The sequence below is a fragment of the Orrella sp. JC864 genome (assembly GCF_037026685.1).
In the GTDB taxonomy this organism is placed as follows: domain Bacteria; phylum Pseudomonadota; class Gammaproteobacteria; order Burkholderiales; family Burkholderiaceae_B; genus Orrella.
Map to the genome: position 1 here is coordinate 1 of NZ_JBANET010000011.1, position 25,343 is coordinate 25,343.

General features: G+C 70.3%; 21 protein-coding genes. 13 read left to right on the plus strand and 8 right to left on the minus strand.

Annotated elements, in window-relative coordinates; genetic code table 11:
* Nucleotides 1-424 precede the first annotated feature (424 nt).
* The gene (locus V8Z80_RS11560) at nt 425-1,351 is read right to left on the minus strand and encodes a complex I NDUFA9 subunit family protein (RefSeq protein ID WP_336062066.1); all 927 of its coding nucleotides are present in this window, start codon (nt 1,349-1,351) and stop codon (nt 425-427) included.
* Between the two features lie 100 nt (nt 1,352-1,451).
* Complete coding sequence (gene purM / locus V8Z80_RS11565) at nt 1,452-2,501, minus strand: phosphoribosylformylglycinamidine cyclo-ligase (protein ID WP_336062067.1); 1,050 nt, start codon at nt 2,499-2,501, stop codon at nt 1,452-1,454.
* 160 nt (nt 2,502-2,661) lie between these two features.
* Between purM and hda the strand changes: the two genes are divergently transcribed.
* Genes hda through V8Z80_RS11585 form a run of 4 tightly spaced genes read left to right on the plus strand, consistent with a single transcriptional unit; the run spans nt 2,662 to nt 5,921 of the window.
* Entirely contained in the window at nt 2,662-3,360 is a 699-nt protein-coding gene (hda, locus tag V8Z80_RS11570; RefSeq protein ID WP_155193030.1) for a DnaA regulatory inactivator Hda, read from the plus strand.
* Nucleotides 3,357-4,058, plus strand: a complete 702-nt coding sequence (locus V8Z80_RS11575) for an HAD family hydrolase (protein ID WP_155193032.1) — start codon at nt 3,357-3,359, stop codon at nt 4,056-4,058. Before hda ends, V8Z80_RS11575 begins: the two co-directional genes overlap by 4 nt.
* Nucleotides 4,058-5,410, plus strand: coding sequence for a polynucleotide adenylyltransferase PcnB (gene pcnB, locus V8Z80_RS11580; protein WP_155193034.1), 1,353 nt, complete (start codon nt 4,058-4,060; stop codon nt 5,408-5,410). Before V8Z80_RS11575 ends, pcnB begins: the two co-directional genes overlap by 1 nt.
* A 31-nt stretch (nt 5,411-5,441) precedes the next feature.
* The gene (locus V8Z80_RS11585; protein WP_336062068.1) at nt 5,442-5,921 is read left to right on the plus strand and encodes a 2-amino-4-hydroxy-6-hydroxymethyldihydropteridine diphosphokinase; all 480 of its coding nucleotides are present in this window, start codon (nt 5,442-5,444) and stop codon (nt 5,919-5,921) included.
* Nucleotides 5,922-5,998: 77 nt separating this feature from the next.
* Here the strand turns inward: V8Z80_RS11585 and V8Z80_RS11590 are convergent, their stop codons facing one another.
* Both V8Z80_RS11590 and V8Z80_RS11595 read right to left on the minus strand, forming a co-directional pair.
* On the minus strand, nt 5,999-7,522 hold the full coding sequence (locus V8Z80_RS11590; RefSeq protein WP_336062069.1) for a fumarate hydratase: 1,524 nt from the start codon (nt 7,520-7,522) through the stop codon (nt 5,999-6,001).
* A 43-nt stretch (nt 7,523-7,565) separates the two neighbouring features.
* Nucleotides 7,566-8,333, minus strand: a complete 768-nt coding sequence (locus tag V8Z80_RS11595) for a crotonase/enoyl-CoA hydratase family protein (RefSeq protein WP_155193039.1) — start codon at nt 8,331-8,333, stop codon at nt 7,566-7,568.
* Nucleotides 8,334-8,506: 173 nt separating this feature from the next.
* On the opposite strand from V8Z80_RS11595, the gene glyQ reads away from it, so the two are divergent.
* The 6 genes from glyQ to gloA are packed head-to-tail and all read left to right on the plus strand — an operon-like array spanning nt 8,507 to nt 14,166.
* Nucleotides 8,507-9,412 carry a glycine--tRNA ligase subunit alpha gene (gene glyQ, locus V8Z80_RS11600; RefSeq protein WP_155193041.1) on the plus strand — a complete coding sequence of 302 codons (906 nt, stop codon included), beginning with the start codon at nt 8,507-8,509 and terminating at the stop codon, nt 9,410-9,412.
* Nucleotides 9,409-11,544 (plus strand): glycine--tRNA ligase subunit beta, encoded by a 2,136-nt coding sequence (gene glyS, locus V8Z80_RS11605; protein WP_336062070.1) that lies wholly within the window; start codon nt 9,409-9,411, stop codon nt 11,542-11,544. The genes glyQ and glyS overlap by 4 nt, the downstream gene beginning before the upstream one ends.
* Nucleotides 11,541-12,083, plus strand: a complete 543-nt coding sequence (gene gmhB, locus V8Z80_RS11610; protein ID WP_336062071.1) for a D-glycero-beta-D-manno-heptose 1,7-bisphosphate 7-phosphatase — start codon at nt 11,541-11,543, stop codon at nt 12,081-12,083. The genes glyS and gmhB overlap by 4 nt, the downstream gene beginning before the upstream one ends.
* 2 nt (nt 12,084-12,085) lie before the next feature.
* Nucleotides 12,086-12,811: a lysophospholipid acyltransferase family protein gene (locus tag V8Z80_RS11615; protein WP_336062072.1), complete on the plus strand. Its 726-nt coding sequence runs from the start codon at nt 12,086-12,088 to the stop codon at nt 12,809-12,811.
* Nucleotides 12,808-13,713, plus strand: a complete 906-nt coding sequence (locus V8Z80_RS11620; RefSeq protein ID WP_155193046.1) for a M48 family metallopeptidase — start codon at nt 12,808-12,810, stop codon at nt 13,711-13,713. Before V8Z80_RS11615 ends, V8Z80_RS11620 begins: the two co-directional genes overlap by 4 nt.
* A 48-nt stretch (nt 13,714-13,761) precedes the next feature.
* The gene (gene gloA / locus V8Z80_RS11625; RefSeq protein ID WP_155193047.1) at nt 13,762-14,166 is read left to right on the plus strand and encodes a lactoylglutathione lyase; all 405 of its coding nucleotides are present in this window, start codon (nt 13,762-13,764) and stop codon (nt 14,164-14,166) included.
* Nucleotides 14,167-14,198: 32 nt separating this feature from the next.
* Here gloA and V8Z80_RS11630 read toward each other — a convergent pair whose 3' ends face one another.
* Nucleotides 14,199-16,424 (minus strand): acyl-CoA dehydrogenase, encoded by a 2,226-nt coding sequence (locus V8Z80_RS11630; RefSeq protein WP_155193049.1) that lies wholly within the window; start codon nt 16,422-16,424, stop codon nt 14,199-14,201.
* Nucleotides 16,425-16,596: 172 nt separating this feature from the next.
* Here V8Z80_RS11630 and V8Z80_RS11635 point away from each other — a divergent pair, with 172 nt between their 5' ends.
* The 3 genes from V8Z80_RS11635 (at nt 16,597) to V8Z80_RS11645 (ending at nt 20,558) form a co-directional block, all read left to right on the plus strand.
* Nucleotides 16,597-17,826 carry a nucleoside recognition domain-containing protein gene (locus V8Z80_RS11635; RefSeq protein WP_155193196.1) on the plus strand — a complete coding sequence of 410 codons (1,230 nt, stop codon included), beginning with the start codon at nt 16,597-16,599 and terminating at the stop codon, nt 17,824-17,826.
* Nucleotides 17,827-17,976: 150 nt separating this feature from the next.
* Nucleotides 17,977-19,416: a pyruvate kinase gene (gene pyk / locus V8Z80_RS11640; RefSeq protein WP_155193050.1), complete on the plus strand. Its 1,440-nt coding sequence runs from the start codon at nt 17,977-17,979 to the stop codon at nt 19,414-19,416.
* The gene (locus V8Z80_RS11645; RefSeq protein ID WP_336062073.1) at nt 19,416-20,558 is read left to right on the plus strand and encodes a glycerate kinase; all 1,143 of its coding nucleotides are present in this window, start codon (nt 19,416-19,418) and stop codon (nt 20,556-20,558) included. Before pyk ends, V8Z80_RS11645 begins: the two co-directional genes overlap by 1 nt.
* 28 nt (nt 20,559-20,586) lie before the next feature.
* Here the strand turns inward: V8Z80_RS11645 and rsmA are convergent, their stop codons facing one another.
* The 3 genes from rsmA to V8Z80_RS11660 are packed head-to-tail and all read right to left on the minus strand — an operon-like array spanning nt 20,587 to nt 25,287.
* A complete protein-coding gene (gene rsmA / locus V8Z80_RS11650) occupies nt 20,587-21,414 on the minus strand; it encodes a 16S rRNA (adenine(1518)-N(6)/adenine(1519)-N(6))-dimethyltransferase RsmA (protein ID WP_336062074.1) in 828 nt (275 codons plus the stop codon).
* Nucleotides 21,415-21,457: 43 nt separating this feature from the next.
* Nucleotides 21,458-22,933: a peptidylprolyl isomerase gene (locus tag V8Z80_RS11655; RefSeq protein ID WP_155193056.1), complete on the minus strand. Its 1,476-nt coding sequence runs from the start codon at nt 22,931-22,933 to the stop codon at nt 21,458-21,460.
* On the minus strand, nt 22,930-25,287 hold the full coding sequence (locus tag V8Z80_RS11660; protein ID WP_336062075.1) for an LPS-assembly protein LptD: 2,358 nt from the start codon (nt 25,285-25,287) through the stop codon (nt 22,930-22,932). Before V8Z80_RS11660 ends, V8Z80_RS11655 begins: the two co-directional genes overlap by 4 nt.
* Between the last annotated feature and the right edge of the window lie 56 nt (nt 25,288-25,343).

The window sequence follows — 25,343 nt, forward strand, 5'->3', positions numbered from 1 at the left end:
GCCCGCTCTTACGCATGCCACGCCTCTCACAATCCTGAAATCTTCGGCCCTGCCCCACCGCCCCTCCCCCTCAAAATCAGCGGTCGAATGCGAAAGAAGGGGCGCCTGCGCGCCCCGCTTGAGCGGCACCGCAAGATCTTTCTCTTTTCAAGCGCCGTGGGGCAAGCAGGCAAGAACGACTCCGTCTCCAGCGCCGGAACACATCCAGACTACGCAGTCCGCCGAGGCCGGGCGGGGTGGCGGGCGATTTCTGGCGCCGGGCGCGGCGCAACCGCGCCGCACGGCGACGGCATCGCCCGACGCCCCGACCGGCCTTGGCGGACGTGTTCAAACGGACGTCAAACGGACATCTTCAAGCGAACGTGCCCAAACAGACGTCAACCGGCCGCACCCTAAACCACCACATCCCAACACGCCCCCCACCTCACCGCCTCAAATACCCCACAGCCGCCGCCACCGGTGTAGGCACCACCCCCAGTTCGGACGCGATACCGCGCGAAGCCACGTTATCGGCCTTCAGCGAATCCAGGTTGTCCCGCGTCATCAGCGGCTGGCCCGGCAGGCACTCGAAGAACAGCGCCTGCAGGCGCGCCAGCCCGTCGGGCAGGCCGAGCACCGGGCGCGGACGGCCGCTGGCCCGCGCGGCCAGCGCCACCAGTTCGCGCAGGGTCAGCACGTCCGGGCCCGCCAGTTCGTAGGTGGCGCCGGCGGCCGAGGGCAGCGTCAAGGCGTTCAGGATGGCGCGGGCCACGTCGTCCACATGCACGGGCTGCATGCGCGCGTCGGCCCCGCCCACGGGCAGCACCGGGAACCAGCGCGCCAGGCGGGCAAACAGGTTCAGGAAGTTGTCCTGCGGCCCGAACACCACGCTCGGGCGAAACAGCGTGTAGGTGCCGGGCGCCTCGCCCGCACCGGCCGCCGCCTGGTAGGCGGCCCGGATGGCGGCCTCGCCGTCGGCCTTCGAGCGCAGGTACATGCTGGGGGCGGCCGGATCGGCGCCCAGGGCGCTGACATGCAGCAGCCGCGCCACGCCGTGGCGGCACGCGGCCTGGGCCAGCTTGCGCGGCAGCTGCACATGGGCGCGTTCGAAGTCAGGGCCGTAGGGCTTGCCGGGCCGGCTGTGCAGAATGCCGACCAGGTTGATCACCGCCTGCTGGCGGGCCATGAGACGGTCGATGACGGCCTCGTCATGCACGTCGGCCTGCAGCACGGTGGCGGTGGGATACACCAGCAGGTCGCGGGCGCGCCCGTAGGCGCGGGTAGGGATCGTGACCTTGTGCCCCTGGGCGCATAGCTTGCCCGCCAGATGCTGGCCGATGAAGCCGGTACCGCCGACCACCAGGATATGCATGACTGACCTCCTGCAAGGCTAGAGCACGGCCCCGATTCTGCCTCGCGGCCCGCGCCCCCGCAAGTCGCGCGGCCGGTGCGCAGGCCCCCGGCCCGGCGGCCTAGCGGACCACGGTTTGCGGCTGGCCCGCCGGGCATTCGGCGATCTCGCCGATCAGGCTGACGGTCTCGCCCTGTTCGCGCAAGGTGGCCGCCACGGCGTCGGCCTGGTCGGCCGGCACCACGACGACCATGCCGATGCCGCAGTTAAAGACGCGGTGCATTTCCTCGTCGGCCACCCCGCCCTCCTGCTGCAGCCAGGAGAACAGCTCGGGCATGCGCCAGGCGTCGCGCTGCAGGCGCGCCTGCAAGCCGGGCTGCAGGATGCGCGGCACGTTGTCCAGCAGGCCGCCGCCGGTGATGTGGGCCAGGCCCTTGATGGCCGCGCCGTGGCGGGCCAGCGCCGCCAGCACCTGCTTGACGTAGATGCGGGTGGGCGCCATCACCGTCTCGACCAGCGGCTTGCCGTGGAAATCCTGTTCGGGACGCGCGCCGGCCCGTTCGATGATCTTGCGCAGCAGCGAATAGCCGTTCGAATGCGCGCCGCTGGAGGCCAGGCCCAGCACGGCATCGCCCGGCACGATGGACTTGCCGTCGATGATGCGCGATTTCTCGACCGCGCCCACCGCGAAGCCGGCCAGGTCGTATTCGCCTTCCGGGTACATGCCCGGCATCTCGGCGGTCTCGCCGCCGATCAGCGCGCAGCCGGCCAGCTCGCAGCCGCGGGCGATGCCGCCGACCACGGCCGCGGCCGTGTCGACCGACAGCTTGCCGCAGGCGAAGTAATCCAGGAAGAACAGGGGTTCGGCGCCCTGCACCAGGATATCGTTCACGCTCATGGCCACCAGGTCGATGCCCACCGTGTCGTGGCGGTTCCAGTCGAAGGCCAGCTTGAGCTTGGTGCCCACGCCGTCGGTACCCGAGACCAGCACGGGCTCGCGATAATGCCGGGGCACCTCGAACAGGGCGCCGAAGCCGCCGATGCCCGCCATGACCCCGGGGCGCAGGGTGCGCGCGGCCAGGGGCTTGATGCGATCGACCAGGGCGTCGCCCGCATCGATGTCCACGCCGGCGTCGCGGTAGTTCAGGGGAGCCGAGGAAGGTTTGGTCATGAGAAAAAAGCCGTGAGGTATGTGACAATCGCGGGGTTTTGGACGGACAGCACGCGTATTTTACGATGACCCCACTCATTGCCCAGCCTTACCGGCCGACGCAGCCGCCCAGGCCGGGGCTCGCGGGTCGCCCCGCCACGGTGGGCAAGCGGAGGCCGGCATGAATCGCCAGCTCCTGCTTGACGTGCTGCCCGAACCCGCGCCCTCGCTGGAGAACTTCGTCGCCGGCCCCAACGCCGCCGCCCTCGAAGGGCTGCGCGCCCTGCGCCCGGGGCGGGCGGCCTACTTCTGGGGCCCGGCCGGGTGCGGACGCAGCCACCTGCTGCGCGCCGCGGGCATGCGGGCCGGCGCCCGCTATCTCGATGCCTCTGCGGCCCCGGCCGAATTGGCCGAGGCCGCGCCCGAAACCGGCCCGGCGCCGTCGCTGGTCGCGGTCGACGACGTGCACCGGCTCGATGCCGCGCAGCAGGCCGCCCTGTTCGCCCTGTACAATCGCTGGCGCGAATCGGCGGCCTCGGACCGCGCCTTCGCGCTGGCCGTGGCCGGCGATCGCGCGCCCATGGCGCTGGCCCTGCGCGAAGACCTGCGCACCCGGCTGGGCTGGGACCTGGTGTTTCGCCTGGAACTGCTGTCCGACACGGACAAGCTGGCCGCCCTGACCCTGCAGGCCGGCCAGCGGGGCCTGCAACTGGGGCCCGAAGTCCTGAACTGGATCCTGACCCGCTACGAACGCGACATGCGGCGGCTGGCCAGCCTGCTCGACGCGCTGGACCGCTATTCGCTGGCGACCGGGCGCGCCATCACCATCCCGATGCTGCGCGCCATGCTTGCAGACCAAGAAGCCTCGACCCGACAATGACACTCCCCAACAGGCTCGCCCTTTTCGATCTGGACCACACGCTGCTGCCGCTGGACAGCGACTACCAATGGGCCGACTTCCTGGCCCGCACCGGCCGGGCCGGCGACCCCGTGGAGGCGCGCCGGCGCAACGACGAGCTGATGCTGCGCTACAACGAAGGGCGCCTGACCGCCGAGCAGGCCGCCGAGTTCATGCTGGGCCTGCTGGCCGGCCACGATCCGCAGGTGCTGCAGGCCTGGCACCAGGAATTCATGGCCGAGGTCATCGAGCCGGCCATCACCGCGCAGGCCCGCGAACTGGTCGATCGCCACCTGCAGGCCGGCGAGCTGTGCGCGCTGGTCACCGCCACCAACAGCTTCGTGACCGCGCCGATCGCCCGGGCCTTCGGCCTGCCCACCCTGATCGCCACCGATCCGGAATTCGTCGGCAACCGCTACACCGGGCGCATCGCCGGCACGCCCAGCTTCCAGGCCGGCAAGGTGATCCGCGTGCAGGCCTGGCTGCAGGGCCTGGGCGCCAGCCTGCGGGATTTCGAACAGAGCCGCTTCTATAGCGACTCGATCAACGACCTGCCCCTGCTCGAAGCCGTCAGCCATCCGGTGGCGGCCAACCCCAGCCCGGCGCTGCTCGAGATCGCGCAGGCGCGCGGATGGCCGGTATTGACGCTGTTCAGCGAACTGGAAGACTACAAGTCCTGATGATTACCGACACCATCAAGCGTTTCGTCTCGCGCCTGCTGCGCCCCGCTCCCAGCGGCCCGCAGCGCATCGGGCGCGAGCGCCACGGCATCGACCGGCGCAACGTCTCGCGCCATGCCATCAAGGTTTGCGAAGTGCTGCGCCAGCACGGCTACGACGCCTACATCGTGGGCGGCGCGGTGCGCGACCTGATCGTGGGCCTGGAGCCCAAGGACTTCGACGTGGCCACCAACGCCACGCCGGAACAGACCCGCCCGCTGTTCCGGCGCGCCCGCATCATCGGCCGGCGCTTCCAGCTGGTGCACGTGGTGTTCGGCCAGGAGATCATCGAGACCTCCACCTACCGCGCCCCGGCCGAGGCCACGCAGGAGACCGACGAGCATGGCCGCATCCTGCGCGACAACGTCTTCGGCACCCAGGAGCAGGACGCGCGCCGGCGCGACTTCACCATCAATGCCCTGTACTACGATCCGCTTTCCGAAGAAGTGATCGACTATCACGACGGCGTGCAGGACCTGAAAAACCGCGTGGTGCGCATGATCGGCGACCCGGCCACGCGCTACCGCGAAGACCCGGTGCGCATGCTGCGCGCCGTGCGCTTTGCCGCCAAGCTCAATGGCACGCTGCACCCTGACACGCGCGCGCCCATCCGGGAGCTGGCCGGGCTGATCAACAACGTGCCGGCCTCGCGCCTGTTCGACGAAATGCTCAAGCTGCTGACCTGCGGCCATGCGATGGACAGCCTGCGCCAGCTGCGCGCCGAGGGCCTGCACCAGGGGCTGCTGCCGCTGCTGGACGTGGTCCTGGAGCAGCCCGGCGGCGAACGCTTCGTCGAGCTGGCGCTCGAGCGCACCGATGCGCGCGTGCGCGGCGGCAAGAACGTCAGCCCCAGCTTCCTGTTCGCGGCCCTGCTCTGGCAACAGGTCGAACACCGCTGGAAGCAGCTGTGCGAACAAGGCGAGCACAGCATCCCCGCCTTGATGCAAGCGGCCGACTCGGTGCTCGATGAGCAGACCGTCAAGCTGGCCATCCAGCGCCGCTACGCCTCGGACATGCGCGAGATCTGGTTCATGCAGCCGCGCTTCGAGCGCCGCCAGGGCAAGGCCGCCTGGCGCATGCTCGAGCAGCCGCGTTTCCGGGCGGCCTGCGACTTCCTGCAGCTGCGCGCGGCGGCGGGCGAGTTCGACAGCGTGCTGGCCCAATGGTGGATGGACCTGGCCGACAACGACGACGCCTCGCGCGCGGCCATGATCGAGGCGCTGGCCCACGAACCGCGCGACCCGGACGCGCCGGCCCGGCGCCGCCGCAGGCCGCGCCGCCGGCCAGCGGCCCGCCCGGCCGCGGGCGAATAGGCCGCGCGCAGCCGTCCGGCGCCCCGCCCGCATGGACACCGCCGCCTACATCGGACTGGGCGCCAACCTGGGCGATGCCCGGGCCAGCCTGAAGGCCGCCCTGGCCGAGCTGGCGGCCAGCCCCGGCATCGCCGCCTGCCAGGCTTCGCACCTGTACCGCAGCGCCCCGGTCGATGCCCAGGGGCCGGACTTCATCAATGCGGTGGCGCGGCTGCATACCTGCCTGCCCCCCCTGCCGCTGCTGGACCTGCTGCAGGACATCGAGCGGCGCCACGGCCGCACCCGCCCCTACCGCAACGCGCCGCGCACGCTGGACCTGGACCTGCTGCTGTACGGGGACCGCGACATGGCGCACGAGCGCCTGGTGCTGCCGCATCCGCGCATGCACGAACGGGCTTTCGTATTGATGCCGCTGGCCGAGCTGGCGCCGGCGCTGTCCCTGCACGGACGGCCGCTGGCGCTATGGCTGGCCGAATGCGGCGAACAGCGCATCGAACGGCTGCCGGACTGAGGCGGCGGCAAACAGCTGGCCCGACAACAAAAAAAGGCGGGCCCAAGCCCGCCTTCCGCATCACCGGACATGCCGGATCAGGCCGCTGCCACGGGGATCTTGCCGATCCGGGCCTGCCACTCCCGCGGGCCGGTGCTGTGCACCGAGACGCCCTGCGCATCGACCGCCACCGTGACCGGCATGTCCTTGACCTCGAACTCGTAGATCGCTTCCATGCCCAGGTCCTCGAAGGCCAGCACCTTGGCGGTGCGGATGGCCTTGGACACCAGGTAGGCCGCGCCGCCCACGGCCATCAGGTACGCCGAGCCGTGCTTCTTGATGGCCTCGATGGCCACCGGGCCGCGCTCGGACTTGCCGATCATGGAGATCAGGCCGGTCTGGGCCAGCATCATCTCGGTGAACTTGTCCATGCGCGTGGCCGTGGTGGGGCCGGCCGGGCCGACCACCTCGTCGCGCACCGGATCCACGGGGCCGACGTAGTAGATGACGCGGTTGGTGAAATCCACCGGCAGCGGCTCGCCCTTGGCCAGCATGTCCTGGATGCGCTTGTGGGCCGCGTCGCGGCCGGTCAGCATCTTGCCCGAGAGCAGCAGGGTCTGGCCGGGCTTCCAGCTGGCCACTTCCTCGCGGGTCAGCGTGTCCAGGTTCACCTGCTTGGACTTGTTGTAGTCGGGCGCCCAGTGCACCTCGGGCCATTCGGACAGCGAGGGCGGATCCAGCCGGGCCGGGCCCGAGCCGTCCAGCACGAAATGCGCATGGCGCGTGGCGGCGCAGTTGGGGATCATAGCCACGGGCTTGGAGGCGGCATGGGTGGGGAAGGTATTGATCTTGACGTCCAGCACGGTGGTCAGGCCGCCCAGACCCTGCGCGCCGATGCCCAGCGCGTTGACCTTCTCGTACAGCTCGATGCGCAGTTCTTCGAGCTTGTTCTGCGGGCCGCGCTCGAGCAGTTCGTACATGTCGATGTCTTCCATCAGCGACTGCTTGGCCATGAGCATGGCCTTCTCGGCCGTGCCGCCCACGCCGATGCCCAGCATGCCCGGCGGGCACCAGCCCGCGCCCATGGTGGGCACGGTCTTGAGCACCCAGTCCACCAGCGAATCGCTCGGATTGAGCATGACGAACTTGGACTTGTTTTCCGAGCCGCCGCCCTTGGAAGCGATCTGCACGTCGACCGTGGCGCCGGGCACCAGTTCGACGTGCAGGATACAGGGCGTGTTGTCGCGCGTGTTCTTGCGGGCGAACAGCGGATCGTCCAGGACGGATGCGCGCAGCGGGTTGTCGGGGTTGGTGTAGCCGCGCCGCACGCCTTCGTCGCACAGCTCCTGCAGGCTGCGCCGCGTATCGAAGCGCACGTCCATGCCGATCTTCAGGAACACGTTGACGATGCCGGTGTCCTGGCACAGCGGGCGCTTGCCCTCGGCGCACATGCGCGAGTTGGTCAGGATCTGGGCCATGGCGTCGCGCGCGGCCGGGCTTTGCTCGCGCTCGTAGGCGCGCGCCAGGTGGCGGATGTAGTCCACGGGATGGTAGTAGCTGATGAACTGGACCCCATCGGCGATGGACTGGATGAGATCTTCTTCTTTGATGACGACGGACATGGTGTTGGGCAGGAAGAAAAAGGGAAAGGAAGAAAGTTTAGTTTTATTTGCCTTGCCAGACCGGCTTGCGCTTCTCGGCGAAGGCGGTGGCGCCTTCCTTGGCGTCGGCGGAAGTGAAGATATGGGCGATCAGCGGGCGCTGGCGGTCGAACATGGCGTCCTGCGGCCAGTCACCCGATTGGGAGATGATGCGCTTGGCGGTCTGCACCGCCAGCGGGCCGTTCTCGACGATGACGCGCGCCAGCGCCAGCGCGCCCTCGAGCGCCTGGCCCGGTTCGGCCAGCCGGTTGACCAGGCCCCAGGCGTGGGCGCGCTCGGCATCGAACATCTCGCCGGTCAGCACGATCTCCATGGCCACGTGGTAGGGCACCCGCCGCGGCAGGCGCAGCATGCCGCCCGATCCGGGCACCAGGCCGCGCTTGACTTCGGGCAGCCCGAAGCGGGCGTTGCGCGCGGCCACGATCAGGTCGGCGGCCAGGGCCATCTCGCAGCCGCCGGCCAGGGCGTAGCCCTCGATCGCGGCGATCAGCGGCTTGGCCGGCGGATGCTCTGCCAGGCCGGCGAAGCCGCGCCCCTGGACATAGGGCCGCTCGCCCTTCTGGGCGAAGGCCTTCAGGTCCATGCCCGCGCAGAAGGTGCCGCCCGCGCCGGTCAGGATGCCGATGCGCACGTCCGGGCTCGCGTCCATCTGCTCGAGCGCGGCGGCCAGCTGCTGCGCGGTCTGCAGGTTGATGGCGTTCTTGGCCTCGGGACGGTTGACGGTGATGATCTGGATCCCGTCGACGATATCGACCTTGATGAGTTCGGACATGCACGCTCCTTCGCAGGGCGAGCCGTGGCGGCTCGGTTTTATATAAGACTTGCTGCTGCAAGCAGGCATCATACGACCATTGCGCCGGCCGGGCCGGTTAAAATGCCCGGTTTTCCATGCCCACGCCAGACGCGCGGCCGGCCCCCGGCCTGGCCGATACGCCTAGAGGCCCTATGCTCACCTTTCAGCAAATCATCCTCACGCTCCAGGAATACTGGGACAAACAGGGCTGCGCCCTGCTGCAGCCCTACGACATGGAGGTCGGCGCGGGGACGTCGCACACCGCCACCTTCCTGCGCGCCATCGGGCCCGAGCCCTGGCGCGCGGCCTACGTGCAACCCTCGCGCCGCCCCAAGGACGGGCGCTACGGCGAGAATCCCAACCGCCTGCAGCACTACTACCAGTACCAGGTGGTGCTCAAGCCGGCCCCGCCCGACATCCTGGAGACCTACATCGGTTCGCTCAAGGCCCTGGGGATAGACCCGGCCGAGCACGACATCCGTTTCGTCGAGGACGACTGGGAAAACCCCACGCTGGGCGCCTGGGGGCTGGGCTGGGAGGTCTGGCTCAACGGCATGGAAGTGACGCAGTTCACCTATTTCCAGCAGGTGGGCGGGCTGGACTGCTCGCTGGCCACCGGCGAGATCACCTACGGCCTGGAACGCCTGGCCATGTACCTGCAAGGCGTGGAAAGCGTCTACGACCTGGTCTGGACCGACGGCGGCCCGGGCGGGCGGCGCATCCTCTACCGCGACGTGTTCCACCAGAACGAGGTGGAACAGTCGACCTACAACTTCGAACAGGCCTCGGCCCCCATGCTGTTCAGCCATTTCAACGACTACGAAGCCGAAGCGCAGCGCCTGATCGCCGTGCCGCTGGCGCTGCCGGCCTACGAGGCCACGCTCAAGGCCGCGCACACCTTCAACCTGCTGGATGCGCGCGGGGCGATCAGTGTGACCGAGCGCGCCGCCTACATCGGCCGCATCCGCAACCTGGCCCGCTCGGTGGCCCAGGCCTATTACGAATCGCGCGAGCGCCTGGGCTTTCCCATGGCCGCCGCACAGGAGGTGGCACGATGAGCGCGGTCCGCCCCCTGCTGGTCGAGCTGTTCACCGAAGAGCTGCCGCCCAAGGCGCTGAACCGCCTGGGGCAGGCCTTTGCCCAGGGGCTGCGCGACAGCCTGGCGGCCAGCGGCCTGCTGGCCGAAGGCAACGAGGTGACGCCCTTCGCCACGCCGCGCCGCCTGGCCGCGCTGCTCACGCAGGTGCGCACCCAGGCGCCCGACCAGCAATATGCCGAGAAGCTCATGCCGGTCAAGATCGGCCTGGCCGAGGACGGCAGCGCCACGCCCGCCCTGCAGAAGAAGCTGGCCGCCAAGGGGCTGGCCGGCATCGATCCGGCCTCGCTGGCACGCGAGTCCGACGGCAAGCAGGACTACCTGGTGGCCCGCGGCACCGCGCCCGGCGTGGCGCTGGCCGACGGCCTGCAGCAGGCGCTCGATGGCGCGCTGGCCGGCCTGCCCATCCCCAAGGTGATGCGCTACCAGCTTGCCGACGGCGTGACCTCGGTGCGCTTCGTGCGGCCGGCCCACGGGCTGATCGCGCTGCACGGCGATTCGGTGGTGCCGGTGACCGCCCTGGGCCTGACCGCCGGGCGCCTGCTGCACGGCCACCGCTTCCTGTCGGGCCAGCCCATCGAGCTGCGCCAGGCCCAGGACTACGAGCTGACGCTGGCCGAGCAATGCCACGTGGTGGCCGCCTTCGGCACGCGCCGCGCCACCATCGAGGCGCAGCTGCAGACGCAGGCCGCGCGCCTGGGCGCCACGCTGGGCAGCGATCCGGAGGTCGAGGCGCTGCTGGACGAGGTGACGGCGCTGGTCGAATGGCCCACCGTCTATGCCGGCCAGTTCGAGCCGCGTTTCCTTAACGTGCCGCAGGAATGCCTGATCCTGACCATGCGGCTGAACCAGAAATACTTCCCGCTGTTCGACCCGGACAGCGGCGCGCTGACGCACCGCTTCCTGATCGTCAGCAACATGAGCACGCGCGACCCGCACAACATCATCGAAGGCAACCAGCGCGTGGTGCGTCCGCGCCTGGCCGATGCGCAGTTCTTCTTCGAGACCGACCGCAAGACCCCGCTGGCCGAGCGCGTGCCGCAACTGGGCAGCATCGTCTACCACAACAAGCTGGGCACGCAGCTCGAGCGCGTCGAGCGCGTGCGCGCGGTGGCGCGCGAGGTGGCGCGCACGCTGGGCAGCGCCCAGGCCGACGCCGACCGCGCCGCGCTGCTGGCCAAGGCCGACCTGGGCACCAACATGGTGGGCGAGTTTCCCGAGCTGCAAGGCATCATCGGCGCCTACTACGCGGCGGCCGATGGCGAACCGGCCGAGGTGGTCGACGCGCTGCGCGGCCAGTACCGCATCCGCATCGAGCAGCCGGTCACCGCCGAAAGCATCACGCCGGCGGTGCTGTTCATCGCCGAGCGCGCCGAAACCCTGGTGGGCATCTGGAGCATCGGCCAGGCGCCCACCGGCGAGCGCGACCCCTTCGGCCTGCGCCGCGCCGCGCAAGGCCTGATCAGCGCCTTCGAGCAGCTGGCCGCGGGTGGCTGGCTGCGCGCCAGCGAGAACGGCCCGCTGACCCTCGAAGGCCTGCTGCAGGCCGCGGCCGACAGCTTCGGGGCGGGCCGCATCGCGCCCGCGGTGCTGCAAGAGGTGCGCGAGTTCGTGTTCGAGCGCGTGCGCAACCAGCTGGCCGGCGAATACGAGCGCAGCGCCGTCGATGCCGTGATCGCGCTGCAGCCGCCGCTGCACCAGGCCGCCGCGCGGGTGCGCGCGGTCACCGCCTTCCTGGCGATGCCCGAGGCGGCCAGCCTGGCCGCGGCCAACAAGCGCATCGGCAACCTGCTCAAGAAGGTCGAGGGCGAGCCGGGCCAGGTCGATGCCGCCAGGCTGGCCGAGCCGGCCGAACGCGCCCTGGCCGAGGCGGTGGCCACGCTGCAGCCGCAGGCCGACGCCTGCTTTGCGGCGGGCGACTTCGGCGCGGCGCTGAGCACGCTGGCCCAGGCCCGCGGCGCGGTGGACGCCTTCTTCGCCGACGTGATGGTCATGGCCGAGGATCCGGCCGTGCGCGCCAACCGCCTGGCGCTGCTGGCCGGCCTGCACCGGCTGATGAACCAGGTGGCCGACCTGTCGAGACTGGCGCAGTGAAGCTCGTCATCGTCGACCGCGACGGGGTCATCAACGAGGACCGCAGCGACTTCGTCAAGTCGCCGGACGAGTGGGTGGCCCTGCCCGGCAGCCTGCAGGCCATCGCCCGCCTGTCGCGCGCCGGCTGGAAGGTCGTGGTGGCCAGCAACCAGTCCGGGCTGGCGCGCGGCCTGTTCGACATGGCCGCGCTCAACGCCATGCACCTGAAGCTGCGGCGCGAGCTGGCGGCCGTGGGCGGGCAGCTGGACGCCATTTTCCTGTGCCCGCACGGGCCGGACGACGGCTGCGACTGCCGCAAGCCCAAGCCCGGCATGTTCCACCAGATCGCCAAGCGCTACGACATCGACCTGCGCGGGGTGCCGGCCGTGGGCGATTCGCTGCGCGACCTGCAGGCCTGCGCCCAGGCCGGCTGCCAGCCCTGGCTGGTGCTGACCGGCAACGGCCGCAAGACGCAAGGCCTGGACGGCCTACCGGCCGGCACGCAGGTCCGCCAGGACCTGGCCGCCGTGGCCGACGCCCTGCTGACTCCCGCCCGCTGACCATGCACGCCATCCGCTCCCTGCTCTACGCCGTCTTCCTGGTCGTGACGGTCATCCCCTATGCCTTCGCCTGCCTGCTGTGGGCGCCCGCGCCGCAGGACGTGCGCTATCGCCTGACGGTGGGCTGGCCGCGCCTGGCGATCTGGGGCGCCAAGGTGCTGTGCGGCATCCGCTGGCGCGTCATCGGCCAGGAAAACCTGCCCGACGGCCCGGCCATCCTGCTGTCCAAGCACCAGTCGGCCTGGGAGACGCTGTTCTTTCCCTCCCATATGCCGCGCCAGGTGTGCTTCGTCTACAAGAAGGAGCTGCACCGCGTGCCCTTCTTCGGCTGGGGGCTGGCGCTGCTGCGCATGATCCCCATCGACCGCTCGCGCGGGCGCGATGCCTTCGAGCAGGTCGTGGCCTCGGGCCTGCTGCGCCTGCAGGAAGGGCGCTGGCCCATCCTGTTCCCGGAGGGCACCCGCGTGCCGGTCGGGCAGGCCGGGCGCTACAAGCTGGGCGGGGCGCGGCTGGCCGCGCGCACCGGCGCGCCCATCATCCCCGTGGCCGTCAACGCCGGCAGCTGCTGGGCGCGCAATGCGTTCATCAAGCGGCCCGGGCTGGTCACGGTCTCCATCGGTCCGCTGATCCATCCCGAGGGACTGACGCCCGAGGAAATCAACGCCAGGGTCGAAGGCTGGATCGAAGGCGAGATGCGGCGCCTGAATCCGGAGCACTATCGGCAATGAACCAGGCGGCGCGGCAGCTGGACTTGTTCGACGCGGCCCGGGACGTGCCGCCTGCCGCCCCGCTTGCGCCCAAGCCGGCCGCGCCGCGCATTGTCACGCCCTGCCCGCCTTCGCTGCCGCCGGGCGCGCGCTGGCGCGAGACGGCCACCGAGCAGCAGCCCATCGGCTACGTGCTGCTGCGCTCGCGCCGGCGCAGCATCGGCTTTGTCATCGGCGACGACGGCTTGCGCGTAACCGCCCCGAACTGGGTCACGCTGGGACAGATCGACGAGGCGGTGCGCGAGAAATCGCGCTGGATCCTGTCCAAGCTGCGCGAGTGGCATGCCCGCCGCGAGCGCCTGGCGATGGCCCATACGCGCTGGCAGGCGGGCGGCGAACTGCCCTACCTGGGCCGGCGCATCGTCCTGCAGCCCGGCGCCCACCCCTCGGCGGCCCCGCCGGGCGCGGCCGCGGCGCGCGGCGGCCAGGCCGTCTATGCCGGCCAGGCCGATGCCCCCCGGGACGGCGACGTGCTGTGGCTGGGCCTGCCGCCCGAGGCCGACCATGCCCGCGTGCGCGACAGCGCCCAGGCCTGGCTGCAGCGCCGCGCGGCCGCCTGGTTCGACGCGCGGCTGCGCTTTTTCTGCGCGCGCAGCGGCCTGGCCGTCAAGCGCTGGCGCCTGTCCTCGGCCACCACGCGCTGGGGCTCGTGCAACAGCGACGGCAGCATCATGCTGAACTGGCGCCTGATCCACTTCGCGCCCGAGATCATCGACTATGTGATCGCCCACGAGCTGGCGCATCTGCGCGAGATGAACCACAGCCGCGACTTCTGGGCCGAGGTCGAGCAGATCCTGCCGGGTTTCCAGGACGCGCGCGATATGCTGCGCCGCCACGACCCGTCCGACGTGCCGCTGCTGTAACGCGCGCCCGGTAAAATCCCGGTTTTGCAACAAGCCAAGGAACTGACCATGCGCCTACTTCACACCATGCTGCGCGTCGGCAACCTCGAACGTTCGCTGGAGTTCTACACCCACGTGCTGGGCATGCGGCTGCTGCGCCGCAAGGACTATCCCGAAGGCAAGTTCACGCTGGCCTTTGTCGGCTACCAGGAAGAGTCCGAAGGCGCGGTGATCGAGCTGACCCACAACTGGGATACCGACAAATACGACCTGGGCAACGGCTACGGCCACATCGCCCTGGAAGTGGACGACGCCTACCAGGCCTGTGAGAAGGTCAAGGCCAAGGGCGGCAAGGTCACGCGCGAGGCCGGCCCCATGAAGCACGGCACCACCGTCATCGCCTTCGTGGAAGACCCGGACGGCTACAAGATCGAGTTCATCCAGAAGAAGTCGGGCGACGATTCGGCCGCCTGAGCAGCCGACCGGCCTGACCGGCCGCCGGGCGCCTAGCCTTGCGGCGGCGCCCGGCCGGTGAGGTCCTCGGGCGCGAAATCGTCCACCGCCACCACCGCCGCGACCGCCGCTTCGGCCTCTTGCAGCTTGGCCGCCTGCTCGTCGCTGATGGCCCCGCGCGCATGGGCCTGGCGCCAGTCACGGGTGCCCGCCTCCTTCATCCGGTCGTACAGCGGCTGCAGCGAGGACACCAGCTCGAAGGCATGCTCCAGCTTGATCACGCCGGGATGGCCGCGCTGCTGCCAGATATCGCCGACGATGCGGTCGCGCGTGGGCGAAGGCGCGAGCAGCAGCTCGGCGCAGCGCTGGGTCAGCGCATCGGAAGGCCCGCGGCGCGGGCCCAGGGGCAGCACCAGCAAGCGCAACAGCCAGGCCACGGGCCGCATGGGCAGGTTGGCCAGCACCTCGCCCAGGCTGCGCTCGATATTGGCCGCGCCCTGCGCCATGCACCAGTGCACCAGCGGCAGGTCGGCCTCGTGCCGGCCTTCGTCTTCCCAGCGCTTGAGCGTGGCCGAAAGCAGATAGAGCTCGGACAGCACGTCGCCCAGGCGCGCGGAGATCATTTCCTTGCGCTTGAGCGCACCGCCCAGGATGCCCAGCGCCGCCTCGGCCACCAGGGCGAAGGCCGAGGCGTAACGCGTGATTTGCCGGTAATGGCCGCTGACCCGCCCGGCCGCCGGCGCCGGGCCGACCAGCCCGGCGGTCCAGCTCATGGCCCAGGCGCGCAAGCCGTTGAGCGCGCTGTGCCCGGCGTGCCGCCAGAAGATGGCGTCGAAGTCCTCCAGGCCGCGCTCGGTGTCTCGATCGCCCAGCGCCAGGATTTCCTGCATCAGGAAGGGGTGGCTGCGGATGGCGCCCTGCCCGAAGATGATCAGGCAGCGCGTCAGGATATTGGCGCCCTCGACCGTGATGCTCACGGGAATGGCGCGATACAGCGCCCCCAGGTAGTTGTCTGGCCCATCGATCACCGCCTTGCCGGCATGGATGTCCATGGCGTCGTTGACGGCCGCGCGCATGCGCTCGGTGGCCTGGTATTTCATGATGGCCGAGATCACGGCCGGCTTGTGGCCCTGATCGAGCGCCGCGCAGGTCAGCCGCCGCGCGGCCTCGATCTGGTAGCTGCTGGCGGCCAGGAAGCCCAGGCGGTCCTGGATGCCCTCGAAGCGGCCGATGGGAATGCCGAACTGCTGGCGCACGCGGGCATAGGCGCCGCTGGTGTGCGCCGAGAAGGACACCGCGGCGGCCGACAGCGAAGGCAGGGAAATGCCGCGCCCGGCGGCCAGCGCGCTCATGAGCATCTGCCAGCCGTGCCCGGCGCGCTCGGGCCCGCCGATCAGCGCATCGATGGGCACGAAGACGTCCTTGCCTTCGTTCGGGCCGTTCTGGAACATCTGCATGGCCGGCAGGTGCCGCCTGCCGATGCTCACGCCCGGCGTATCGGTGGGCACCAGCGCCACCGAGATGCCGATCTCGGTGCGCTCGCCCAGCAGGTGATCGGGGTCGCTCAGCTTGAAAGCCAGGCCCAGCACGGTGGCCACCGGACCCAGGGTGATGTAGCGCTTGCGCCAGTTCAGGCGGATGCCCAGCACCTCCTGGCCGTCCACCACCTGCCTGCAGACCACGCCGGTATCGGTCATGGCGGCGGCGTCCGAGCCCGCCTCGGGGCTGGTCAGGCCGAAGCACGGCACCTCTATGCCTTCGGCCAGGCGCGGCAGCCAGTAGCGGCGCTGCTCCTCGGTGCCGAACTGCATGAGCAGCTCGCCCGGTCCCAGCGAGTTGGGCACCATCACGGTGACCGCGGCGGTGGACGAGCGCAGCGACAGGCGGCGCACGACCTCGGAGTGGGCGCTGGCCGAAAAGCCCAGCCCGCCGTATTCCTTGGGAATGATCATGCCGAAGAAGCGGTGCCGCTTGATGAAGGCCCAGGCTTCGGGCGGCAGGTCGCGCAGCTCCCATTGGATCTGCCATTCGTCGAGCATGTCGCCCAGTTGCGCGACCGGCCCGTCGATGAAGGCCTGCTCTTCGTCGGTCAGGCGCGCCGGCGGCATGGCGCGCAGGCTGGCCCAGTCGGGCTTGCCGGTGAACAGGTCGCCGTCCCACCAGACGTCGCCGGCGTCGATGGCCTCGCGCTCGGTATCGGACAAGGTGGGCAGGGACTGGCGCGCCCAACGGAACACCGGCCGCGTCAGCGTGTCGCGGCGAAAGGATTTACGAGCCATGATCCTTCTCCTTTCTGCTCAGTAACGTCGTTGAACGCGCAGGCATCGCGCGCCGCCGCCCGGCGCCGGGCAAGCCAAGGCAAAGGTACCAGAAAAGCCGCGCCTTGCGCCGCGCTGGCAGGGGCGGCGGCCATGTCGTAAAGTGCGCATTGATCTTCTGCGCGCGCATTCGATGCTCAATATCCTCTGGCTGGCCTTTTTCCTGATTGCCGCGGCGGCGGGCCTGATACGCTGGCTGGCGCTGGGCGATGCCGACGTGTTCGCGCAGATCGTGGGCAGCCTGTTCGACATGGCCCGCCTCTCGGTCGAGGTGATGGTGCTGCTGTTCGGCACGCTGACGCTGTGGCTGGGCTTTCTGCGCATCGCCGAGGCCGCCGGCCTGGTCGAGAAGCTGGCCCGGCTGCTGGGTCCGCTGTTCGCCCGCCTGATGCCCGAGGTGCCGCGCGGCCATCCTGCCATCGGCCTGATCACGCTCAATTTCGCCGCCAACGGGCTGGGCCTGGACAACGCCGCCACGCCCATCGGCCTGCGCGCCATGCGCGAGCTGCAAACGCTGAACCCGCGCCCGGACACGGCCACCAACGCGCAGATCCTGTTCCTGGCGCTGAACGCGTCCTCGCTGACCCTGCTGCCGGTGACCATCTTCATGTACCGGGCGCAGCAAGGCGCGGCCGACCCGGCGCTGGTCTTCCTGCCCATCCTGCTGGCCACCTCGGCCTCCTCGCTGGCGGCACTGCTCTCGGTGGCCTTGATGCAGCGCCTGAGGCTGCACGATCCGGTGGTGCTGGCCTGGCTGGGCGGGGCGGCGCTGCTGCTGGGCGGTTTCATGGCGGTGGCGGCGGGCCTGTCGGCCGCCGCGCTCTCGGCGCTGTCCACGCTGGCGGGCAACCTGGTGCTGTTCGGCATCGTGATCGCCTTTCTCGTCGCCGGCCTGCTCAAGCGCGTGGCGGTCTACGACGCCTTCATCGAAGGCGCCCGGCAGGGCTTTGACATCGCCAAGAGCCTGCTGCCCTACCTGGTGGCCATGCTGTGCGCCGTCGGGGTGCTGCGCGCCTCGGGCGCGCTGGATTTCGCGCTGGAAGGCCTGCGCTGGGCGGTCACGCAGGCCGGACTGGACACCCGCTTTGTCGATGCCATGCCCACCGCGCTGGTCAAGCCTTTTTCGGGCAGCGCCGCCCGCGCGATGCTGATCGAGGCCATGCAGCATTTCGGCGTGGACAGCTTCCCGGCGCTGGTGGCGGCCACCGTGCAAGGCAGCACCGAGACCACCTTCTACGTGCTGGCGGTCTATTTCGGCGCGGTCGGCATCCAGCGCGCCCGCCACGCGGTGGGCTGCGCGCTGCTGGCCGACCTGGCCGGCGTGGTCGCGGCCGTGCTGGTCTGCTATTGGTTCTTCGGCTAGGCCGCCGGCGCATTAACGCTTTACCGCACCGCGCCCGCTGTATTTGGTTACGATGGGGGTCGCACCACCGGCACCCTGCCCCTGGCTGCCACGGCTTGCCGCCCCACGGGGCAGCGCGGCCCGGGCGGCAAACCTCAAGGAGACAAACACATGGCATTGCGGCGCACGAAAATCGTGGCCACGCTGGGCCCGTCCAGCTCCAGTCCCGAGCGCATCTCGGCGCTTATCGCCGCCGGGCTGGACGTGGCCCGACTGAACTTTTCCCACGGAAACGCCGACGACCACCGGCAGCGGGCCGAGCTGGTCCGCCGCCTGGCGGCCGAGCAGGGCCGCTTCGTGGCGCTGATGGGCGACCTGCAAGGGCCCAAGATCCGCATCGCGCGCTTTGCCGACAAGCAGGTCGAGCTGCAGGCCGGACAGCGCTTTACGCTGTCCAACAGCCATCCCAACGACGCCGGCAACGACAGCGTCGTGGGCATCGACTATCCCGAGCTGGTGCACGACTGCCGTCCCGGCGACGAACTGCTGCTGGACGACGGGCGCGTCGTGCTGCAAGTGGACGAGGTGACCGACGACGCGGTGCATACCACCGTCACCGTCGGCGGGCCGCTGTCGAACAACAAGGGCATCAACCGCCGCGGCGGCGGCCTCTCGGCGCCGAGCCTGACCGACAAGGACCGGGCCGACATCAAGGTCGCGGCCGAGCTGCAGCTGGACTACGTGGCGGTATCGTTCCCGCGCTACGGCCAGGACATCGAGGAGGCCCGCGCGCTGCTGCGCGAGGCCGGCAGCGACGCCTGGATCATCGCCAAGATCGAGCGGGCCGAAGCGGTGGTCGATGACGAGGCCCTGGACAGCCTGATCCGCGTCAGCGACGGCGTGATGGTGGCACGCGGCGACCTGGGCGTGGAAGTGGGCGATGCCGAGCTGGTAGGCATCCAGAAGCGCATCATCCAGCATGCGCGCACCCTGAACAAGCTGGTGATCACGGCCACGCAGATGATGGAGTCGATGATCTCCAGCCCCCTGCCCACGCGCGCCGAGGTCTCGGACGTGGCCAACGCCGTGCTGGACTATACCGACGCCGTGATGCTCTCGGCCGAAAGCGCCTCGGGCCGCTATCCGGTCGAGGCCGTGCAGGCCATGGCCCGCGTATGCCTGGGCGCCGAGAAGCACCCCACCAGCACGCGCTCGCACCACCGGCTGGGCGAGACCTTCTCGCGCTGCGACGACACCATCGCGCTGTCGGCCATGTACGCGGCCAACCACTTCCCCGGCGTGAAGGCCATCATCAGCCTGACCGAAAGCGGCCGCACGCCGCTGATCATGTCGCGCATCCGCTCGGGCGTGCCGATTTATTGCTTCACCCCGCACACCTCGACCCAGCACCGCGCCGCCCTGTTCCGCGGCGTCTACACCATTCCCTTCGACGCCGCCGCGCTGGACCCGGCCGAAGTCAGCGACGCGGCCATCGACGAGCTCAAGAAGCGCCGTCTGATCAAGGCCGACGACTGGGTGATCCTGACCAAGGGCGACCTGACGCGCGACAGCGGCGGCACCAACGGCATGAAGATCCTGAAGGTGGCCTGATGAAGATCCTGATCGCCCCCGATTCCTTCAAGGAAAGCCTGGGCGCGGCCGAGGTCGCGCAGGCCATCGCCCGCGGCGTGGCCCAGGCCGCGCCGCGGGCGCAGATCGTGTGCGTGCCCATGGCCGACGGCGGCGAAGGCACGGTGGACGCCGTGCTGGCGGCCACCGGCGGCGAGCGGCGCAGCACCGGCGTGCGCGGCGCGCTGGGCGAGCCGCAGCAGGCCGACTGGGGCTGGCTGCCCGGGGCCACCGCCGTCATCGAGATGGCCTCGGCGGCCGGGCTCGAGCAGGTCAAGCCCGCCGAGCGCCGCCCCGGCCAGGCCTGCAGCTACGGCGTGGGCCAGCTGATGCGCGCCGCCCTGGATGCCGGCGCGCGGCGCATCATCCTGGGACTGGGCGGCTCCTCGACCACCGACGGCGGCGCCGGCATGCTGCGCGCCCTGGGCCTGAAGCTGCTGGACGAGCAAGGCAAGGACTTGCCGCCCGGCGGCGCGGCGCTGGCCCGCCTGCACCGCATCGACGCCAGCGGGCTGGATCCGCGGCTGGCCCAGGTGCAGATCGACGTCGCCTCGGACGTAAACAACCCGCTGTGCGGCCCGCATGGCGCGGCGCACGTCTTCGGACCGCAAAAAGGCGCCACGCCCGGACAAGTCGAGGAACTGGATGCGGCGCTATCGCGCTTTGCGCAACTCAGCGCCGCGCACCTGGGCCACAACGCCAGCGCGCAGCCCGGGGCGGGCGCCGCGGGCGGCCTGGGCTTTGGCGCCTATGCCTATCTGTCGGCGCGGTTCCGTCCCGGCGTGCAGATCGTGGCCGAACTGGGCGGCCTGGCGCAAGCCATGCAAGGCGCGGCCCTGGCCATCACGGGCGAAGGCCGCATGGACGCGCAGACGCTGCACGGCAAGACGCCCGCGGGCGTGGCCGCCATCGCCAAGGCGGCCGGCGTGCCCACGGTGGCGCTGGCCGGCTCGCTGGGCCAGGGCTACCAGGCGCTGTACGAGGCGGGCATCCACGCCGCCTTCAGCCTGGTGTCCGGTCCGATGACGCTGGAGCAGGCGCTGGCCGACACCGAGCGCCTGCTGGCCGAACGCAGCCGCGACATCGTGCAGCTGTGGCTGGCCGGCCGCCAGCACGTGCTCTGAACCGCCCGCTGCGGGCCGCAGCGGGCGCTCAATCAGGCAGCGGATCCAGCTCGGCGCTGTGCGGCCGCTGCGGCCCCACGTGCCCGGCCTGGGCCAGCGCATCGGCCAGGGCGATGAACTGCGCCACCGAGAGCGCCTCGGCGCGCGCGGTGGGATCGATGCCCAGGCCCGCCCAATCCACGTCGGCGGCCCAGTCGCCCAGGCTGCGGCGCAGCATCTTGCGGCGCTGCGCGAAGGCGCGCGCCACCACCTGCTCAAGCGCGGCATCGCTGCTGGCGCGCGGCCGGTCGGCCGGCAGCGGCACCATGCGCACCACCGAGGACACCACCCGCGGCGGCGGATCGAAGGCCTCGGGCGGCACGTCGAACAGCTTGCTCATGCGGTAGCGCGACTGCAGCATGACCGACAGGCGGCCGTAGTCCGACGAGCCGGGCCGCGCGACCATGCGGTCGATGACCTCGCGCTGCAGCATGAAATGCTGGTCGCACACCTGGTCGGCGCACTGCGCCAGGTGAAACAGCAAGGGGCTGGAAATGTTGTAGGGCAGGTTGCCCACGATGCGCAGGCGCTGGCCGAAACGGCCGAAGTCCACGGTCAGGGCGTCGGCCTCGACGACCTCCAGCCGGCTGGCCGGATAGGTGGCACGCAGGCGCGCGGCCAGGTCGCGGTCGATTTCCACGGCCACCAGCGTATCGGCGCGCTCGAGCAGGGGGCGCGTCAGGGCCGACAGGCCCGGCCCGATCTCGACCAGGCGATCGCCGCGCGCCGGCGCGATGGCGCGCACGATGGCCTCGATCACCGACTCGTCGGCAAGGAAATGCTGGCCGAAACGCTTGCGGGCCTGGTGCGCCATCACGCCCCCGTGCGCCGCTGGCCGGCGCGGCGGCCGCCCGGGCGCATCAAAGGTTCTGCTCCAGGCGGTCCTGGCGCTCCAGGCGGTTGTCGATGTAGGCGCGGTCGCGCAGCTGCTCGAGCCATTCTTCGAAAGCCGGGCCGGCGCGGCGCTCGAACAGGACCTGGCGCGCCTGCATGCGCTGGAACTGGTCGGCCATGTCCTGCGTGCGGCGCTCCAGCACCTGGATCAGGTGCCAGCCGAAGGGGCTCTGGATGGGCTCGCTGACGGCGCCCGGCTCCAGGGCATCCATGGCCTGCTCGAAGGCCGGCACGGTCTCGCCGGGGTTGAGCCAGCCCAGGTCGCCGCCTTGCGGGGCCGATGCGTCGTTGGAATAGCGACGCGCCAGGTCGGCGAAGGATTCGCCGCCTTGCACGATGCGCTGGCGCACCTGCTCCAGGCGGGTGCGGGCCTGCTCGTCGCTGAGCACCGCCGAGGTCCGCACCAGGATATGGCGCGCGTGGGTCTGCGTCACCGGCATGGGGCCGCCGGGCTGCTGCAGCGCCGGGCCGCCCAGTCCTTCGGCCGGGGCCGGAGCCTGGGCCTGGGGCTGCCCGCCGCTGCGCTCGAGCACCTTGATGATGTGAAAGCCGTTGCCGCTTTGCAGCACATCGGTGACCTGGCCGGGGCCCAGGCTGGCGGTGGCATCCAGGAACAGGTCGGGCCAGCCGTCGGCCGGCCGCGTGCCCAGGGCACCGCCCTGCAAGGCCTCGGGGCCGTCGGAGGCGGCCGCCGCCAGCGCGGCGAAATCCTCGCCGGCGCGCAGGCGCGCCAGGATCTCCTCGGCCCGCTTGCGCAGGGCCGCCACCGTATCGGGCGGGGAATTCTCGGGCACCCGCACCAGGATCTGGCCCAGCGTCAGCATGGCGGGCGGGCCGCCGGCCGGCGCCTGGGCGCGCGGAGCCTGGCCGCCGGCCTCGCGCCGGGCGGCCTGCTCGCGCAGGAAGGCGTCCACCTCGTTGTCGGTGATGACGATGGTGTTGTCGATGGCCCGCTGGCGCATGCGGTCGAGCATGATGTCGCGGCGCAGCACCTCGCGGTAGGCCTGCCACGACGTGCCCACGCCCTCGATCTCGTTGCGCATGTGCTCGACCGAAATGCGGTTGCGCTGGGCGATCGACTCGATGGCCTGGTCGATCTGCTCTTCGGTGACCCGGATGCCCATGCGGGCGGCCTCGGCGTCCTCCAGGCGCTCGCGGATCAGGCGCTGCAGCACCTGGCGCTGCAGCACCCCCTCGGGCGGCGGCTGGATGTTCTGCTGCGCCAGGTCGCGGCGCGCCGCCTCGGTGGCCAGGTGCAGGTCGCGAAAGGTAATGACGTCCCTGTCGACCACCGCCGCGATGCCGTCCACCGGCTGCGAGGCGGCCGGGGCGGGCGCCGGCCCGGGCTGGGCCAGGGCACCGCCGGCCATGACGGCCCACGCCGCGGCGCACCATGCCAGCTTGGCGCCAACTTGCTTCAGGAGCAAAGCACTACGCATCATTCGTACCTTTCAAATGTCGTCCCGGCCGGCAACGAAGGATTGATGGGCTCGTAGCCGGGAATGCTTCTGGACAGAAGCTGCATGGGATCGGTTCCCAGCGAGCCCAGCCCAGTCAGTTCGAGCTGGAAGAACAGCGCGGTGTTGGCATCCTGGGCCGACACCGCATAGCGCTGCAGCACGGCGCGCGCCGCCCAGCAGCAATCGCCCTTGTACTCGAGGCCGGCGATGGACTGCGTGACCCGGCTTTCCTCGAGCGAATAATCGACCCGGCCCACGCCATACCATTTCTGGCTGAAGGGCCACTGGGTATAGACGCTGACCTGTTCCTTGCCGCGCGGCAGGTAGATGGCCTCGGCCGGCGGGGTGCGCGTGTAGCGGTAGGAGACTCCGACCGAGGCCAGGCGCTGCGGGCGCCAGCGGGCGCTGATGACCGAGCGCTCCCAGCGGTCGTCGGTGGGATTGAACTGGGCTGTCACCTGGGTGCTGAGCGTGTCGGTCAGCGCGGCCTCGGCCGAGACCAGGAAATCGGAGCGCATGCCGGTGCGCCGCACCTCGCCGGGCAGGCCGACGCGCTGGTCGTCGAAGTAGATGCGCTGGGCGCCCGACAGGCTCAGGCGCTCGAAGCCCGTGCCGGCGTCCAGCCAGCGCGTGGTCAGTCCCAGCGTGACCTGGTTGGCGTTGGCGATGCGGTCCCAGCCGCCGGAATAGATGTTCTCGTCGAAGGCCTGGGCAAAGCTGAAGGTGGCCAGCGAGGTGTCGTAGATCGGCAGCGCTTCCTGGTCGCGGTAAGGCACGTACAGGTAGTAGATGCGCGGCTCCAGGGTCTGGATCGAGTCCTTGCCGAACAGCGTGGTGTCGCGCTCGAAGGTCATGCCCGAGTCCAGCGACAGGATGGGCAGCGAGCGGCTGGCCGTGCTGCGGTAGGCGCTTTGGCCGCCGGGCAGGTCGTACCAGTTGGTGCCGTACCAGTTGGTCTGGTACTGGGTCATGTGCACCCCGGCCTTGGGCGTGACATACCAGCCGGGCCGCACGATCGGATACGAGATCGTGGGATAGCTGGTAAAGCGCTGGCCTTCAGGGCCGATGCGCCGGCCCAGGTAGTCCGGGCGCTTGAACCAGATGGCCGAGTTGTCCCATTGCAGGTCCAGGCCCTTCCAGCCATAGCGCGCGCCGCGCAGGCTGAATTCGGGCAGCATGTCGTAGGGCGGCATGATGGGCGAGTCCGGATCCTGCAGCGTCTGGTAGCTGTAGGCCTGCACGTAGGCCGACCAGTAGCGGCTGTTCCAGCCCAGCCGCCCGCGACGCGGCAGGTGCGTGGTCGAGGCCTCGTTCAGGCCCACCGACGAAATGTCGCGGAAATAGTCGTCGTCCGAGGCGCCGTTGACGTCCCAGTCCAGGTAGAAGCCGCCGCCCAGCCGCTGGTAGTGCTGCATCGAATAGATCCAGCGGCTGCGGCCGGCGACGCGGTCATCGGGCAGGTAGGCGCCCGAGACCTGGCCGATGTAGCTTTGCCCCAGGTAGCGGAACTCGCCGCCCAGCTGCACGCCGCGCTTGGTGAGCAGGCGCGGCATCACCGTCAGGTCGTAGTTGGGCGCGAGGTTGAAATAGTAGGGAACGGTCAGGTCGAAGCCGCCCTTGCTGGTGGTGCCGTAGGTGGGCAGCAGAAAGCCCGACTTGCGCTCGTTCTTGACCGGAAAGGTCAGGTAGGGCGAGGCCAGGATGGGCACGTTCTTGAAGTACAGCACGCCGTTGCGCGCCACGCCTTCGTTCTCGTCGAAATCCAGGTCCACGCGCGAGGAGCGGATTTCCCAGGCCGGATCGGGGCAGGGGCAGCCGGTGTAGACCACGTTGGTCAGGCGCATGCGCGAGCGGCTGAAGATGTCGGCGTATTCGGCCCGGCCGCTGCCGCCGTTGGCGCCGATCCAGAAACTGGGCTCGTCGACGTTGCCGGTTTCCTGGTCGACGTTGTAGTGCAGGCGCGGCCCCACCACCAGGCTGCCGTCGCGCAGCAGCCGCACGCCGCCCTCGGCGTCCAGCTCGCCCGTGCCGCGCCGGTAGCGGATGCGCTCGCCCTTGAGCACGCTGTCGATGCGGCGCACCTGGGCGTTGCCCGTGAGCGTGACGTCGGTGTCCGGGTCGCCGTCCATGCGATCGCCTTCGAGGATGACCGGGATGTCGTCCTCGCCCAGGTCGCGGTGCATGCGCAGCCCCGGCGAGATGCGCAGGCCGGGCACGGATACCCCCGGCGCGGAGGCGGCCTGGGGCCCGGCCTGCGCGGGATCGGCAATGCCCTGGGCATGCGAGGCCGCGGCGCCGCAGGCAGCAAGGAGGATCAGGCAACGGACCGTGCGCACGGGTATGGGACTGCCTCTGGTAAGCGTAGATGAGCCAAGGACGCATCGAGCCCGCA

Bases quoted from the DNA above. Each gene is read 5' to 3' on its own strand.
- V8Z80_RS11560 (WP_336062066.1), bottom strand. From the start codon at position 1,351: ATGCATATCCTGGTGGTCGGCGGTACCGGCTTCATCGGCCAGCATCTG.
- purM (WP_336062067.1), bottom strand. From the start codon at position 2,501: ATGACCAAACCTTCCTCGGCTCCCCTGAACTACCGCGACGCCGGCGTG.
- hda (WP_155193030.1), top strand. From the start codon at position 2,662: ATGAATCGCCAGCTCCTGCTTGACGTGCTGCCCGAACCCGCGCCCTCG.
- V8Z80_RS11575 (WP_155193032.1), top strand. From the start codon at position 3,357: ATGACACTCCCCAACAGGCTCGCCCTTTTCGATCTGGACCACACGCTG.
- pcnB (WP_155193034.1), top strand. From the start codon at position 4,058: ATGATTACCGACACCATCAAGCGTTTCGTCTCGCGCCTGCTGCGCCCC.
- V8Z80_RS11585 (WP_336062068.1), top strand. From the start codon at position 5,442: ATGGACACCGCCGCCTACATCGGACTGGGCGCCAACCTGGGCGATGCC.
- V8Z80_RS11590 (WP_336062069.1), bottom strand. From the start codon at position 7,522: ATGTCCGTCGTCATCAAAGAAGAAGATCTCATCCAGTCCATCGCCGAT.
- V8Z80_RS11595 (WP_155193039.1), bottom strand. From the start codon at position 8,333: ATGTCCGAACTCATCAAGGTCGATATCGTCGACGGGATCCAGATCATC.
- glyQ (WP_155193041.1), top strand. From the start codon at position 8,507: ATGCTCACCTTTCAGCAAATCATCCTCACGCTCCAGGAATACTGGGAC.
- glyS (WP_336062070.1), top strand. From the start codon at position 9,409: ATGAGCGCGGTCCGCCCCCTGCTGGTCGAGCTGTTCACCGAAGAGCTG.
- V8Z80_RS11615 (WP_336062072.1), top strand. From the start codon at position 12,086: ATGCACGCCATCCGCTCCCTGCTCTACGCCGTCTTCCTGGTCGTGACG.
- V8Z80_RS11620 (WP_155193046.1), top strand. From the start codon at position 12,808: ATGAACCAGGCGGCGCGGCAGCTGGACTTGTTCGACGCGGCCCGGGAC.
- gloA (WP_155193047.1), top strand. From the start codon at position 13,762: ATGCGCCTACTTCACACCATGCTGCGCGTCGGCAACCTCGAACGTTCG.
- V8Z80_RS11630 (WP_155193049.1), bottom strand. From the start codon at position 16,424: ATGGCTCGTAAATCCTTTCGCCGCGACACGCTGACGCGGCCGGTGTTC.
- V8Z80_RS11635 (WP_155193196.1), top strand. From the start codon at position 16,597: ATGCTCAATATCCTCTGGCTGGCCTTTTTCCTGATTGCCGCGGCGGCG.
- pyk (WP_155193050.1), top strand. From the start codon at position 17,977: ATGGCATTGCGGCGCACGAAAATCGTGGCCACGCTGGGCCCGTCCAGC.
- V8Z80_RS11645 (WP_336062073.1), top strand. From the start codon at position 19,416: ATGAAGATCCTGATCGCCCCCGATTCCTTCAAGGAAAGCCTGGGCGCG.
- V8Z80_RS11655 (WP_155193056.1), bottom strand. From the start codon at position 22,933: ATGATGCGTAGTGCTTTGCTCCTGAAGCAAGTTGGCGCCAAGCTGGCA.